The organism is Microcoleus sp. PH2017_35_SFW_U_B (genome assembly GCF_020737865.1).
Taxonomy (GTDB): Bacteria; Cyanobacteriota; Cyanobacteriia; order Cyanobacteriales; family Microcoleaceae; genus Microcoleus.
This window is the reverse complement of record NZ_JAEQDE010000137.1, coordinates 1-13,238: the sequence shown is the minus strand read 5'-3', so window position 1 is coordinate 13,238 and position 13,238 is coordinate 1. Positions and strand designations below refer to the sequence as shown.

The following is a 13,238-nucleotide window of genomic DNA, read 5'->3' as shown; positions in this document are numbered from 1 at the left end:
CCCAGGATTACATCACTCAGGAGCCGTGTGCGGTGAAAGTCGCAAGCACGGTTTTGTAGGAGAGGTGGTGGGGGACACCCTGCCATCGACTCTCTAATATAAAATAATTTAAGTTAATAGATTTTAGCACTTCAGAACTTGCGCGGAATCCCTGTTAGAGATTACAAAATATCTAGGGGATTGATGGACAACCCTCCTTTGTACCAGAATTGTATTCTCCCTCAGCAGTTCGCATACCTCCTAGGAGAGTTTCCACAATTACGCACTGCTTTGTACCCCCAACAGCAGCAACTGTGACCACAAAAGGTAATTTTGGATTTTTTGAATTGTTTGGATCGACTATACCGTTGTAACTAAAAATAAGTTTTCGATTAGTATCCTTAGTGCATGCACCATTAACACAGGTATTACCCACAGAAAGAGGTTGAATCTGTCCGGCTTTGATTTCGCCTCCACCATTTAACTGCTGTGTAGTACCACCGGTAGCTAATGGCGGGCTAAACGTGACTGTTGGTGGGTCATCTGTATTGAATGTAATTTCTCTATCGCTCTTAGTTCGTTTGGCTTCGCTTTGTGCAGTTCGCAAGGTTTGGAAAACTCGATCATTCACAGTGCGGACTCTTTGTCGGTTGATGAAGCCCAGCCAGCCCGGAGCTGCGATCGAAGCTAATATACCTAACATAATCACCACAACCAGCAATTCTAAAATGGTGAACCCTGCATCGCCCTTTCTGGATGCAGTATTTTTGTAATTTGAGTTGGCTTTTGTTGCAAAGTTCTGCAAATATTTTAATAATATGGGGGTTTTCATTGTATTTTCCTGTTTGTCTCCAACACTACCAGACTTAGTAAATCATTCTCAAACACAAGTTATTTTCCTCGCGCGCCCAAACCTTGTACTTGAACGCTTGCTGTTGGGAAAAATGCCGATCTATTGGCATCATAATTAGCATCCGGTTGAAGGCGGCGGAGGCTGTTTCCTCTGATAGTAACTCTGGCTAAATTTCTAGCAGTATCGACACAAGCGTAGAAGCTATTTGTTTGATTTGTTGGACCATCGGTTATTTTTAGCGTTGTTTCATCGATTAGTGCATTACTAGAATCAGTAGTTCTGGGCTTGCTAAGAGCAGTCTGGCATTCATTGCCTGTGAGTGCTACTGGGTTGTGATCGATGTAATTAACTAATACATCTTGCGATTGCGGGTCCCAAAAATTGCTTCCTAGGGTCACATTTTCTGTAGGCTTACTGATGTCAAAACTTCGATTATAGGCGGCGCTTATTTTTTGTCCTGTTTCTACAGAAGTATAGTAAGGACTAGCCCCAGTAGCTTGAGGGTCTTTTAGCCCGTCTCGAATTTGATACCGAACAATACGGTTAGGACATGGGTTTCCTTTAGGTTCACACCAAGTAGGATCGGAGGCGCTAACTTTGTAGTAGGCGACTAATGATAAAACATAGGTGTCATTACACACTGTACCTGAATCGCAAGTATCTGGTGCAGGAGTATTCGGTGCTGTTGGAGCATAGGGAAGAGCATTTCTCTGAAGTTGTCGCTTCCAAAATACAAGAATAGGGGTTTGAGTTGCTGTTGTGAGGGGGAGAAAACTTGATATTTTAGGGATACCATTGGTTGTACTATTGTCATAAATATAAATTGCTTGACTCAAATCTTGAGCGATGAAATCAACTGCTGCTTGAATATCTTGCTCGGTATTTGCCTTGACTTGTTCCCTTCTGTCGGTATTCAGCATATCGACTACAAAGGCGAGCATCGGCGTCAGAATCAAAAATGCCATCACCGTTCCGATCAACAGCTCGATTAGGGTCATGCCCTTTTCTGTTTGAGGTAGCTTAGAGAGGTTTTGCTGGTGCTGACTTTTTAGAAGCAACCTGAGTAAACTTTTCATTTTCACTTCTTCCTTTGCCAATTTGTGAAAGACTTTTTTAGTCTAAAAACAGAAACTTTTATGGTGTTGTTTTTTTACAGCCTTTGGTTCGATCGCACAGAGAGCTGTAAGCAGATCCACCTCCACTTGTAGGAGGGATCTGTGTGCTCATTTCTACTACAGGAATTGTTCGATCGCCCAGTCCCCCCACAACAGATTGCTTGCTATTTCTTGGATCTCTTAGGGCTACCCCAGGAGCAAAGGAATCTGCTCTGTAAACCCGAACGATTAGGTTGTAACCTACTGGCGTTGGATTGTTAGGATTAGCTAAGGTTACTGGACCAACATCCCAAATACCTTGAACGAGAAAGTCTTTATTACTGGTATTTTGGCAGTCTGGAGTGCTGTCAAAGTTAACGCAGTATAAAGCATTTACATTATTTGGGAGATTAGGGGCAGAGATATCTCCTTTAACTGGAAACCCAGTAGGTTGCGGATTATTTGGAGGCTTGATCGCCCCTGTTCTCAAACCATCAATGTATGTTCTTGCTGCTTGCGTGGCGAGTTCCGTCCGCCGCGCTTGTACGCGAGTTGCTACTGAGAAAGCCATCACGGGGGCGATCGCAATCATCAGCACCGAGACTACAATCATTGCTACCAATGATTCGATAATCGTGTAGCCACCGTCTGGCGACAGGGATAAATTTTGCTGTTGTTGTCGCTTAGTCATAAATAGGACTCCAGTAATGGCGTGGCAGAAGGTTAGGAGAGTGGCGGGCAGCCTGTTGGGAACGTACCTTGGGGACGGCTGGAAGTAGCTACCGTACCGCCATTCTCCAGAACTCCGCACATCAAAGTTTTTACCCAGTCGTCATCGCGAGATACTTCGCGGAAATACTCTGCTGGTTTGGGAGTGACTGGAGGAGTCGTGAATCTTTGGGTAAACAAATCGGGTGGCTGAGACAGCAAGCCCACATCATAACCCCAGTTCCGAGTAGGCGGGCTGAAGAAAGGAATTCGACCAGCACCGATACTCGTGTTGTACGATGCAGGAGGGGCAGTGTAACCAGTTGGAGCGTTTGAGAATGCGAACAGACTCTGGAGTGCTCGGTTGGGGAGATTTGGTGCAACAACAGGTAGAGGAAGAACATCTGAGGGTATCACACTCAAAATAGGGGTGTAAGGAGCGGTACTGTAGGCACTGCGGTTGAATTGAAAGAAACCACCTTGGATATTATGACTAGCGGTAGCAACACCACTAGCAGGAGGAGGTCCCCAATTTTCCACAAAGCGTGGCAAGTTTTGCAGACCACCATTAGAATCGCCTGCGGTGGAGGAGATTGCTCGCGAAGGAGTATCTCCGGCGACCAAGATCAGATTTTGTGATGTATTGGTAGGTCTCGGCAACCACCGCGTATTAGAAGCAACATCGGTTGCTCCAGTCGGTGCTGGGGGTGCCGCTCCTGTAGCCGTGGTATTTGTCAATACTTGAGTTTGCAATACCGGCATTAAGAGGGGCTGTGCTAGAAGGGTTGGCGGGAGTGTCGCTCCAGGTATTGGTGTCATGGGGGGCCATACTGGCAACTCCTGACCATTTCCGTCTCGCCCGCCGTTGTTAACAACGTAAGGAGGTCCACTTAGACCGCTATAATTCACGACGGAAGAGGCGTCGGATGCTAGAAACCACAAAGAGTCAGCCACTTGATCGCCTAAGCCAGGCTGAACATTTCCACTTGCAATTCCTAGGGGCTGTGGTTGATTTGTTGTTGGTGCGAGGGTTAATTGATTGTTGGTGGTATCCCTGAGAAAAGCTACACGACGGGGGAATCGCTGTAATTCGGGTACGGGTGGGTTAGCTGTTGTGCCTGCTTTAAATGGACTGGTATCAGTCGCATCCAACCTCGCAGCTCGTGTGTAGCCAGTACCAACAATAGAGCTTGCTTTTACTGAACTTCCGCCTGGATTTATAAACCAATCATTAGGACCACAGGCAGCAGCAGGCAGCTTGACACATACCTCCATGACGTAATGCGGGAATGTGCCACGTCGCTGGACGGGAGTGACGAAGTTGTTGAAATAAGAACTGTCTGTCACTGGCAGGGGAGTAGGTACAGGAAGAGTTGGTGTAGGAGGGGCTGCTCTGTAAGTGGCATCACTGAGCGGTGTGCCAGGGAGAGTAGGAATTAAACCAGTAGTATCAAACGATCCACTACTGAGTCCGTTTGTGACAAAGTTGTTGGCAAAGAAGCCGTTGTACAAGCGCGAGACTTTAGCGGTCACCGGGTTAAAGTCGGCAGAAGTGGTGGCAGGGGTGCCATCTATTTTAAAGGCTTTAAGAACTGTACTACCTGCATTGTTTCTCAGGTCAAAGTCTCCCTCGTTGCGGAAGCCGGGACGGAAATTGCTAGACAGCACCGTGATTGAGTCTGCTAGGACTGTTGCTGGTCTCCAATAGTCACCTTGACAGCTTGGGAGCCTTGTGTCTCCAGCGCGACAGGCAAAGCTACCATTCAAAGAGGCGCGATTGTAAAAATTTCCCCAACTAGGTTTATCCAAAGGCTGGTTAAACTCTTCAACTTGGACAAATCCAGCAGCAGGATCGTCGATCCGACCGTGGAGGTTGAAGTCTCCTTGGATATAGACAGGCAAGTTTGATACTAAGGTTAGTCCTTTTTCTATGACAATATCAGTTGAGTTTCTGGTTGTGGGAGTGTTGCGACGGAAGAGTTGCGAGCCATTAACCAGCATAATTCCGTTGGGTTTGCGGCTGGGGTCGAGCCTAGAATCTGTCGGGCTGTTAAGCTTGCTAGTATTTTCGTCAACAACTTCTGGATTTGTAGCACTCGGTGTGCGATCGCTGCGATCGGGCAGCGCATCATCCCGGCTAGCATAAATTATCCCGCTGTTGGGTAGCAAAAACTCCTCGGTAGGCCCTGTGGGATTGTTTTGTCCGATCGTAGCCTTCCGTAGCAGGTCTATATCCAACTGAGTGACGCGAACTTCGAGGGGCTGTCGGTCTTCTAAGGCCAGGTTGTAATTCCCTTTCAGGTATGCGGAGTTGGGGTTGCGAGTTCCGCCTACGGGAGAGAGAGGGCTGCTAAGGCTGAAAGTTTCGTCTACGTTTGGGGTTGAGAGATCGTCACGTTCGATCGCCTTGATTTCTCTAGCGTTCAAAAATGCTACTTCCTTAATCGCCCCTGGATCGATAACAGCGCTTTGAGCTGCGCCGCGTAAAATATCCAAAGCACACTGAGTGGAGTCGATCGCCGCTTTGTCTGCCAAGGTACGCTTATCATCATCAAGCTGTAAAGCCTCTCTCAAAGGTCCATTAGCGAATCGACCGTCAGGAAAGACGTAATTAGCTTGCTTCTCTAAATCAGAGCTACCAGCGAACGAACCATTTACCAGATTCAATTTACCCGGTCGCACTGCTCCCGACCATGCGTAGGCTACTCCGTTGTTTGAGCCGACGAGCGTAGAGTTGCGCGGTCCTCTAATAACGCCACTAACATCTGGTAGTGGGTTGATATTTCTTGCTGTAGAGTCAGTGCTGGGGTCGTAATAGCTGCTGACACAAGCAATTGGAGTTTGTTTAGGCTGAGTTCCTGATGGTAAAGCTGATTTGTCGTAGCCGTTGTCTGCGTAGTGATAGACTGCTGTCGCCCGCATCCGCAAGTCGCCTTTAGCATACTTGGGGGTACTGGGGTCAATGCTCCCTCCTTCTGGGGGGAGCGTAGTCATATTAATGTTTGATGGCAGCGGTGCCGCTTCCCAATTGTTAGTAGCTGCATTGTTATAGGCGATTTGTACCCCCGGCACTGGCGACATCGGCATCGAGTCGGGCCAAACTATCGGGAATGCTTCTGTGGCAGTCGTTGCCGGGTCATCATATCTCAGGGAAGGTGGTGCGGGTGTACTCGGATCGTCCCACAGCGGTGGTGGCAGAAAAGAATTCAGACGCTCGTAAACTCCTGCACCCGTAACAACGCGCAAACCACCAACCCCATCAACCACAGTTTTTGGTATTTCAGCCGCAGAGTTTTCCCAAAAACCTCCTCTGTCTTGACCGCCTACATCACCTAGCTGTGTAACTTGCGGTGTGCGCTCGCGCGAGCCTCCTCCTGCCTTCCAAGGAGTGTCTGGTGTGACTTTTTGTGGGTCACTTCTATCGACAAAAGCGGGGGGGGTTGCGGTGGAGTCCCAGCGCTGAGCTGGCAAGTTGTTACCTACATTGATACGATCGCCTAAAAAGTTTTCTTTATCTAGCTGACCCTCGGGGTTCGCCGCTTCTAGCTGTGTTGCAACCAGATTGAGACCAGCTCTACCTGCTCCTGATATACCGCCTTCCTGAGCTGTTCCATCTGTTGGAAGACTCAAATCATCTACAGGTCGGAGGTTATTTCCACTATCTACAGTCGAAGGACGGCCTGGAACTACTCCCGTATTTCCCAGAGCCGCTTCTGCAAAAGGAACTTTGCGTATCCTCTCTTTAAAATAACTTTGTAGGGCCTCAGGTCTTTCCTTGGGGGGGGATGCCAGCATCGCTAGTTTGACCGATTCAGGATCGCTTGCGAGTGGTTTTCCCATTTGTTCTGCTACTAACGCCGCAAGGCGATTGGAGTAGGCATTGTTGTTGTAAAGTAGCTGAAAGCTGCTGGTACCCGCATCAACAGACTGATTTGCGGTGTTGATAACTGGAGTTGTAGTGGGAGGTGTATTGGTGCCTTGGAAAAGGTGTACTTCTACTGGACTAGCATTGCCATTGAGGGCATTACCGTTAATTAAGTTGCCAGCAACAACTATCTTGCTGTTTTCTTGATCGTAGAAACAAGAAGCTGGGCTGCTAACTTGATGTAGTTTTATACCATTATTACCGCTCAGAGAAGACACAAGCAAGTTGCTATTTGTAAGCATCCGCCCATTGATATTTAATGGTACCCCAGGCGATATGTCTAAGTCATCTTCATACACAACCGCGTTGTTGCTAAGGGGAATACGCACTGCGTCTTGTTGGTATTCTAGAGCTGATATGCTGGGAGTTCCTGTAAAAGGTTGATATGGACGATCGGTAGGAGGTAATCCTGCTGTAATATCAGCCTGTTGTATGGGTACGTTAACTGTGTAAACAAAGAAACTTTTTTGAAGTTTACCTCTAATCCTGTACCATCCAGAGTCACCAACTAAGCTAGCGACATTACCTTCAGCAGCTTCACACCCCGCCTTGACGTTCCCTAGAACCATTGGCGGGGTTCTGGCGTCTAACGGTTGTCTTGCCCTCGTGAAACCCTCTCCTTTGATGCTGCGTGGCGGGCTGCGGAAAAATATACCGTAAAGAGTAAATGTGTCGTAAGATCCGTCGTTATTTGTATCGACTGGATATCTCCAAGCAGTATTTATCGATTTATTTTCTGTGATTGTAGTACCTATCTGAGTTGAAGGCGGTTTTTTAGGCTCGTCGATCGTGGGGCCGGTGAGAGGAAAACTAAGTTTCAGGCGAGTTTCGTCACCAAAACTATAAATATCGGTTGTATCGTACTCCGCCATCAGCCGGTACAACTCTCGATCCGAGGGTGTTGCAGTCGGTCTTAGCGGGCCGTTGAGCATATAATTTATTTTCGCTTTCGCCCGATCGAGCGCGGGAGTCGCGGCCGCCAGCACTTGCTGGTTGACGCGCACGTTGCGAGCCATATTCGCCCGATCGAACGATCGCAGGACGATCGCCACAGTCAACAAGATTACTACCAGCAACACCATCGTCACCGTCGGCAGCACAAACCCCGCCACCGGCAACTTTGCCCTGCGGCCCATAGCCATAAGGGCTTGCAGCATTGCTCTCATCAGCCGCTTCGCCCCGGATCTGGTAACACCAGCAATCCGCCGCAGCAGCGATACGATAACTTTGGATAATTTGCTCTTAAACATTGATGACGCCTTCCTGAATAATTTCAGAGATGTTGACACTCCCGGGCCTAAAGGCGTGGGGATTCTTGCTTCGCAGGGATTCCAATGAATTTACCCTCGGCAAGCATCTTAACCCTGTGCCCCACGGCTGCAAGTCCCCTAATTAGAACTACTTGTGCGGCTGCTACATCTCTGTCATTTGTATAGCCGCAATGCTGACACGAGTGAACTCGTTCCGACAACTCTTTTTTTCCTGTCTCACTGAAGCAGTTAGGGCAAATTTGGCTAGTTTTTTTAGCATCTACTTTTTGGAAATACACACCACGTTTAAAGCAAGTGTGTTCCAATATATTAAAGAATTGCCCAAACCCAGCATCTAAACAGTGCTTGCCCAACATCGCCCTAGACAGTCCGATTAAATTAAGGTCTTCGACAAACACCATCCCCGCGTCATTGCAGATTTGATGTGACAATTTGCGATGCCAATCTTTTCGGCAGTTTGCCACATATTCATGCAGCAAAGCGACCTTTTTCTGAGCTTTCTTCCAATTATTTGAGCCGATCTTTTTTCTACTGACGCGCTGTTGCAGCAATTTAAGCTTGCATTCTGCGTCACTAAAAAACTTCATTCTCTTGACCAAAAGCCCTCCAGAAGTTGCAATAAAATTAGTCAACCCCACATCAATTCCTATGGGGTTGCCGTGAGGAATAACATCGGGAATCGAGACATCCCATTGCAACGTCAACATTATATACCAGCCGCTAGACCGCCTAACTACGCAAGCTTGTTTGACGATTGCGCCACCAGGAATAGGGCGCGACTGCCAAAATTTTATGCAGCCGATTACAGGCAATTTAAAAAAGCGGTTGCCTCGATCAAAATTTACACCCAACTGTGGGAAGTTAAAAGACCTCAAAGCTCCCTTTTTTTTAAATCGAGGAAACCCGTGGTTTTGCTCCCACATACTGACAAAAGCTTTTTCCAGTTTACGCAGCGTTTGTTGCAGTACGGCTGCGTTAACTCGCTGCAATGGGAGGCTGGTTTTTCTGTATACTGTTAAAGCTTTGCACTGACTTGAATATGTCGGTCTAGGCGTGTCAGCAGGAATTATGTACTCGGAGCGCAGGGAGCAAGAGTTTATTTGACATTTGCGTGAGTTGTACCAGTCTTTGCGCTCTCTCAGCGCATAGTTGTACACTTTGCGACACTGTTCTAACCAGTCTTCAAAGACTGCTACTTGTGTCGGTGTGGGCTTTAACTTAAATTCAAACGTCAAATTAAACACTTGCTTCACCTCCTTGACTAAATATAGATCAACTCTACAAATCGTCAAAAAATTCCTTATAACCAATTAAAGCCGCCCGCTTATGGGCGTGGCTTTAACCCCGAAAATTTGGTAGTTACTGCTGGACAGTACGATCCTAAATTTATCATTCCCACTTTCGACAACTTTCATATCAACCCCTTGTACAAATTCACATAACGTGTTATCTGGCTAACAAATAAAATTTCCAAACCCACAAGCAAGCTCACCGCCGATATATTTTTCCCGATAAATTTACCCCGCAAGGATTTCGGATCGGGAACTCCACTCTAGTCTAGTTCGATCGAGATGTCAGTGCCCAGCGGCCTCTTCACTCGTCGATTTTAGATTTTAGATTGAGGAATCAGTGATGACGATCGCGGTTTGGGGCTGGCAAAGCATCAAAGACAGGACACGGCAATGGCGTTTCCCTACCCAAAAACGGCTATAAAAGTGCGATCGAATTTTAGTTGTGCGATCGCCTGCAGGCACCGCCCCGCCTCCTCCAACCCCAAGGCGCGATCGAATGTCCGCGATGTCCAAAAGTACGCGCGGCAAGGCTATCCCGAATAGCGATCGCCCGCCAACAGCGATCGAAGGGCGATCGTACTCATCAAAGGAAGGTAAGATTCGGTATTTGGAGTTATACCACTTGCATATAAACTTAAACTAGAGTTGAAGTTTTCGCAGATTGCCACTAAAATTAAATAACCAACAACCACATAAATTATAACAGCCACTAATTTTAAATATGGACTTTAAAATCAAACATGAAGAAGACTTGAAAAAAGTTCCCACAATCGAAGAAGCCCTTAAAACATTTTCTGTCAGGTGGCCGAACATTAAAAGTAATTCCGATTCCAGTCCAGTATTTATATTTTCTGCTGGTTGGAGGTCAGGGTCAACTCTTTTGCAAAGGTTAGTGATGTCATCGGGTTCTATCATCGTATGGGGTGAACCCTACGGTCGCTCAGGACTAATCGACCATTTATCTAGCCCGCTCAAATCAATTACTGATACCTATCCTGCTGCTGAATGGTTCATTGATGAAGTTTTAAGCGATCGGGCTCCACTGTCTGACTTGGCTGGTGAATGGATTGCCAACCTTTATCCAGACATAAATTACTTACTTGAATCTCATATTGCCTTCTTGGTAAATCATTTTGAAAAACCCGCAAAGGCAAGGGGAATTGTGCGGTGGGGACTAAAAGAAGTGAGGTTGACTATCGATCACGCTATTTACTTAAAATGGCTGTTTCCCAAGGCAAAATTCTTATTTTTGTATAGAAATCCTTATAATGCTTATGCTTCTTTTCAGGGTTTTTACTGGTACAAAAAATGGCCGAACGAGCCTGTATACACACCAGAGCAGTTTGGATTGCACTGGACTAATTTACTTCAAGGATACATTGCAGACAGTCATAAAGTAAATGGAATGCTAATAAAATATGAAGAGTTATGCAATGAAAACTTTAATTTTACTGAGTTAGAAAGTTATTTAGAACTCAAGCTCAATAAAACGACAATCGAAAAAGTCATATACAGTACAAAGCGTCAGGCAGCGCCCGAAGAATTGAGATTATTAAATAGTGTGGTAAATCCTTTAGCTAGAGAGCTTGGTTATGAGCTGGTGGAGTGAAAAATCGCATAAAATTGTCACTGAAAACATAATTTCGATCGCCCAATCAGAGATTAGCCCAATTGTGCGATCGAGACTTCGACTGGGACTAAATTTTACGCCATATCCGCAGGGAAACGGTACGGCGCCGTGTCCTCCTCCAACCTATCCCATAGGGAATCCCCGCCCACAAATATCAACCAGCGGCGGTAGCATTTGCTTGCAGAGGCTCAATTTCCTCCGGCGCAGCGTAACGGCGCGCGTCATTAAAACTGCCCGCAGCCAGCCAATTAGGATTTTGCGCCGCCTCGCAACCAATCACGTAAAGCGAAGATTCGTTAAATGCAGCCCAGAGAGCATCACAAGCCTGTTTATCCATCAGTGAATCTGCGATCGGGCGATCGTGAATCACAGCAAACAAATCAAACTCATTGCGTTTTGGATTCCACTGGTATTGCAAACTAGGAGCATAACCCATTTCGATCAATTGTGCGATCGCGCGATCGGGCGTACATCCATCCAAGTGCACCCGATTCAGATAGATAGACACTTGAACGTACTCATCTTTCGGAGGTAGCAGTCGGTAATTTAAGTTAGTCATCATTATTTGTTTCCTCAAATATCAAGCAGCGGCGGTAGCATTTGCTTGCAGAGGCTCGATTTCCTCCGGCGTAGCGTGACGGCGCGGGTCATTAAAGCCCCAAGCAAATAACCAATCGGGGTCAGCGTGTCCGCAGCCGATCGAATATATCTGACTGTGCCTAAAATGTTTAAAGAACTCCTGACACTTTTCGTCAGTCATCAGCGACTCATCTAGCGGCAAATCATGAATCAGGGCATACAAATCAAATTCATCTCGTTCTGGATTCCATTGATAGCGCAATTGTGGACTGTAACCAAGTTCGCTCAGCTTTGCCAAAGCCTCATCAGGGTTAGCGTAGCCGTCTAATCGAACGCGGTTGAGACAAACCACTACCTGAACGTGGCGGTACTTTGCGGGTGTTAATCTATATTCGGTCATGAGTTTTTCCCTCTTTTCTCATCACAAGTGTAATAGGCTCTCCCGGTTACGTCCGAGTGTCTCGTTGCTTCGCGATTTTGTTTTTCGCAGCGTTTAAAAGCTTCTGCGTCACTCCGGGCATAAAAAGGTCTGTCCGGGTTTTCCGCTAGTTCGGCTTCTAAATCCTCCCAAGATTTCTCAGGGTTATTTGGGTCTCTCAACATTTGTTTCCTCAGTTTTGGTGGCCGTCTTGATGCGCTAGGGTTCAGACTCTGGCGAGGTTGCTTGTATCTCTAGCCACTGCTTCATCAGTAAACCAACGACTTCACTCATTGGTTTTTCTTGGGCCGTACAAGCTAGTTTGAATTGCAACTTTAGCTTTTTGTCAACGTAAACGCTCAGCTCAGCCATGTCAGGTGGAATTTTTTTAGCCATATCTCTCATGCGCGCATATCTGCATTCTCGCATCTGGCGATCGAGAACGAGTTGCTACGTATTGCGCGCAATCGCGCTAGATGTAACAGTAGTACGATCGGCTAAAAAACCACAACCCCGCCGAGTTATGCGATTCAAATACAGGACACGGCAGTGCCGTTTCCCTACTAAAAACCGTTATATTGATCCACAGATATCATCACCAATCCATGAAACAACCCTCCAAACCCCCCGATTTCATCATCATCGGCGTCCAAAAAGGCGGCACAACATCCCTGTACAACTACCTAATCCAACATCCCCAAATCGCCCCCGCCGCCCAAAAAGAAATCCATTATTTCGACCTCAACTTCGACAAAACCCCCGACTGGTATTATTCCCAATTTCCCCAAGCACAAAGCGGCGAACACCTGCTAACCGGAGAAGCCAGCCCCTACTATATTTTTCATCCCCGAGTCGCGCAGCGCATCCACGATTTATGTCCGAAAGTTAAAATCATCGCCCTGCTGAGAAACCCAGTAGAACGCGCAATTTCCCACTATCATTACTACATAAAAATTGGCTACGAATCGCTATCTCTCGAAAGTGCGATCGCCCACGAACCCGAAAGACTCAAAGGCGAAATCGAAAAAATCCTAGCGAGTCCAACCTACGAAAGTTACAACCACCGCCACTACACATATCTGGGCCGCGGCATTTACGCCGACCAACTTCCAGCCTGGATGCAGCTATTTCCCAAATCACAACTTTTAATCCTCAAAAGCGAAGATTTGTATGTTAATCCTTGCGGCACATACAACAGCGTGTTAGAATTTCTAGGCTCGCCGCCGCACGAATTAGAAACCTACGAAAAGTACAATTCCAACCAATATCCGCCGGTCAGCGAGACAGTATACGAGCAATTAAGGGCATATTATCGATCGCCCAATCAGAGATTAACTCAATTGTGCGATCGAGACTTCGGTTGGGACTAAAAGGTACGTAGTTGCGCTTGAGCGCTCTTTGAGAGATGTATCAAAATACGAGTAATTGAGGGAATACGATCGATCGCCCAATCAGAGATTAGCTCAATTGTGCGATCGAGACGGAGGCT

General features: G+C 46.8%; 12 protein-coding genes. 3 read left to right on the top strand and 9 right to left on the bottom strand.

Annotation, left to right across the window (positions count from 1 at the left end; all coding sequences use genetic code 11):
* Positions 1-172: 172 nt before the first annotated feature.
* Genes JGK36_RS30745 through JGK36_RS30725 form a run of 5 tightly spaced genes read right to left on the bottom strand, consistent with a single transcriptional unit; the run spans position 173 to position 9,074 of the window.
* On the bottom strand, positions 173-811 hold the full coding sequence (locus JGK36_RS30745) for a Tfp pilus assembly protein FimT/FimU (RefSeq protein ID WP_293199008.1): 639 nt from the start codon (positions 809-811) through the stop codon (positions 173-175).
* Positions 812-870: 59 nt separating this feature from the next.
* Complete coding sequence (hpsC, locus tag JGK36_RS30740; RefSeq protein WP_293199006.1) at positions 871-1,908, bottom strand: hormogonium polysaccharide secretion pseudopilin HpsC; 1,038 nt, start codon at positions 1,906-1,908, stop codon at positions 871-873.
* Positions 1,909-1,966: 58 nt separating this feature from the next.
* Positions 1,967-2,617, bottom strand: coding sequence for a hormogonium polysaccharide secretion pseudopilin HpsB (gene hpsB, locus JGK36_RS30735; protein ID WP_293199004.1), 651 nt, complete (start codon positions 2,615-2,617; stop codon positions 1,967-1,969).
* A 32-nt stretch (positions 2,618-2,649) separates the two neighbouring features.
* Complete coding sequence (gene hpsA, locus JGK36_RS30730) at positions 2,650-7,809, bottom strand: hormogonium polysaccharide biosynthesis protein HpsA (protein ID WP_293199002.1); 5,160 nt, start codon at positions 7,807-7,809, stop codon at positions 2,650-2,652.
* Between the two features lie 47 nt (positions 7,810-7,856).
* Positions 7,857-9,074, bottom strand: coding sequence for a transposase (locus tag JGK36_RS30725; protein WP_293181426.1), 1,218 nt, complete (start codon positions 9,072-9,074; stop codon positions 7,857-7,859).
* Between the two features lie 438 nt (positions 9,075-9,512).
* Between JGK36_RS30725 and JGK36_RS30720 the strand changes: the two genes are divergently transcribed.
* Positions 9,513-9,665 (top strand): hypothetical protein, encoded by a 153-nt coding sequence (locus tag JGK36_RS30720; protein ID WP_293181429.1) that lies wholly within the window; start codon positions 9,513-9,515, stop codon positions 9,663-9,665.
* Here the strand turns inward: JGK36_RS30720 and JGK36_RS30715 are convergent.
* Positions 9,653-9,832: a hypothetical protein gene (locus tag JGK36_RS30715; protein ID WP_293181432.1), complete on the bottom strand. Its 180-nt coding sequence runs from the start codon at positions 9,830-9,832 to the stop codon at positions 9,653-9,655. The genes JGK36_RS30720 and JGK36_RS30715 overlap by 13 nt on opposite strands.
* Before the next feature lie 11 nt (positions 9,833-9,843).
* On the opposite strand from JGK36_RS30715, the gene JGK36_RS30710 reads away from it, so the two are divergent.
* Positions 9,844-10,731 (top strand): sulfotransferase, encoded by an 888-nt coding sequence (locus JGK36_RS30710; RefSeq protein ID WP_293181435.1) that lies wholly within the window; start codon positions 9,844-9,846, stop codon positions 10,729-10,731.
* Positions 10,732-10,906: 175 nt separating this feature from the next.
* Here the strand turns inward: JGK36_RS30710 and JGK36_RS30705 are convergent, their stop codons facing one another.
* The 3 genes from JGK36_RS30705 to JGK36_RS30695 form a co-directional block, all read right to left on the bottom strand.
* Complete coding sequence (locus tag JGK36_RS30705; protein WP_293199000.1) at positions 10,907-11,314, bottom strand: hypothetical protein; 408 nt, start codon at positions 11,312-11,314, stop codon at positions 10,907-10,909.
* 18 nt (positions 11,315-11,332) lie between these two features.
* Positions 11,333-11,731: a hypothetical protein gene (locus JGK36_RS30700; RefSeq protein ID WP_293193554.1), complete on the bottom strand. Its 399-nt coding sequence runs from the start codon at positions 11,729-11,731 to the stop codon at positions 11,333-11,335.
* Positions 11,732-11,968: 237 nt separating this feature from the next.
* Entirely contained in the window at positions 11,969-12,145 is a 177-nt protein-coding gene (locus JGK36_RS30695) for a hypothetical protein (RefSeq protein ID WP_293193558.1), read from the bottom strand.
* A gap of 209 nt (positions 12,146-12,354) precedes the next feature.
* Here JGK36_RS30695 and JGK36_RS30690 point away from each other — a divergent pair, with 209 nt between their 5' ends.
* Positions 12,355-13,119, top strand: a complete 765-nt coding sequence (locus JGK36_RS30690) for a sulfotransferase domain-containing protein (RefSeq protein WP_293198996.1) — start codon at positions 12,355-12,357, stop codon at positions 13,117-13,119.
* The last annotated feature ends 119 nt before the right edge of the window (positions 13,120-13,238 follow it).